Source organism: Salipiger sp. HF18 (assembly GCF_011806505.1).
GTDB lineage: Bacteria > Pseudomonadota > Alphaproteobacteria > Rhodobacterales > Rhodobacteraceae > Salipiger > Salipiger thiooxidans.
On sequence record NZ_JAATOS010000054.1, the window covers coordinates 1 to 1,217 of the forward strand.

Annotated in this window: 2 protein-coding genes; both read right to left on the bottom strand. The window is 68.9% G+C overall.

What is annotated here, in order from left to right; genetic code table 11:
• Positions 1-240 (bottom strand): aldehyde dehydrogenase family protein (locus tag HC022_RS07800; RefSeq protein ID WP_167452036.1); only part of this gene is annotated, 240 nt, incomplete at its 3' end.
• Between the two features lie 56 nt (positions 241-296).
• The coding region (locus tag HC022_RS07805) for a VOC family protein (RefSeq protein WP_167452037.1) at positions 297-1,217 on the bottom strand (921 nt) is incomplete at its 5' end.

Sequence of the window (1,217 nt, forward strand, 5' to 3'; positions counted from 1 at the left end):
GGCGAAGAGGCGCACCAGTTCGCCGCGACGCGGGCCGGGCACCAAGCGCCAGGTACGGAACGCCTTGTTCGCCAGCGCGATGGCCGCTTCGGTGTCGGCGACGGAATGTTCGGCAAGGCTGGCCACGGGCTCGCCGGTGACGGGCGAGATGACGGTCATGCCGCCGTCGACGGTGAGATCTGCGGTGACGCCGCAGGCGGCCATGGTTTTAGAAGTAATCTGTTTGAGGGGAGTGCTCATGGTTGAGGTCCTTGCTTGTCAGTCTTCTTGACAGGTGGTGTTGCGCCGGGGCCGGATCAGGCCTTCTGGAGTGTCCGGCTCAGCGCGACACGGGATTCGGCGAGCGAGCGCGCCTCGGTCTCGGCATAGCGGTGGAAGAGATCGTGCACGGGCGCGCCGAGATCTTCCTCGAAACGGGCGCGGTTGGGATTGGCGACAAAGGCCTGCGCGGCGCCGTCGCCGAGGTTCGACTGGAAGATTCCCGCAGCCGAAACCGGCAGGAAATCCTCGTAGATGATGGGATCGGCGCGCAGGCAGCCCTCCGCGATCAGGGCATCGACCCCGCGCGAGGGATCGTTGCAGGGCTTGCCGGTCGCCGAGTAGCGGAAGTAGCCCAGCCCGTCCTTGCGCAGTGTCGCGAGGTCGTCCGGGAAGGCGGTGAAGACCTCGGCAAGCGTGGCGCGGTACGCGTCGGCGTTCGAGCCGTCGGCGGCCGGGGTGATGCGGCTGCGGGTTTCGGCCAGCAGCCGGTCGTAGAGACCCTGCCCGGCGGGGGTCAGCGCGATGCCGCGCTGCTCGATCTCGCCGAAGCGGGCGGTGTGGCGGCCGGTGGTGGCCGTCTCGCCGTTCGTGGCGGACGGGGGGAAGCTCACCGGCTCTTCCAGCGCCTTGAACGAGGTCTGCCGCAGCAGGATCGGCACCGTGCGGGTCGGCGGGCCTTCGACGACGGCCTTGGGCGCGATGCCACGCTCCGGCATCATCTCCTGCACGCGATCGATGTCGAGCGTGCGCGGCGTGAGGTGGTTGATGTGCGGCCCCTTGAAGGCCACCACGTCCGCCACCAGCCGGTGCGCGTCGTGCAGGCGCTGGTAGAGCGCATGGGGAACGTTGGCCTCGGCGTGCCAGCGGAAGGTCTCGACGGCCTCGGCCACGAAACGTTCGGCGTCGGCTTCGCTCAGACCGCCGTCGGCCTCGGCCTTGTCGATCAGCTCGAGACA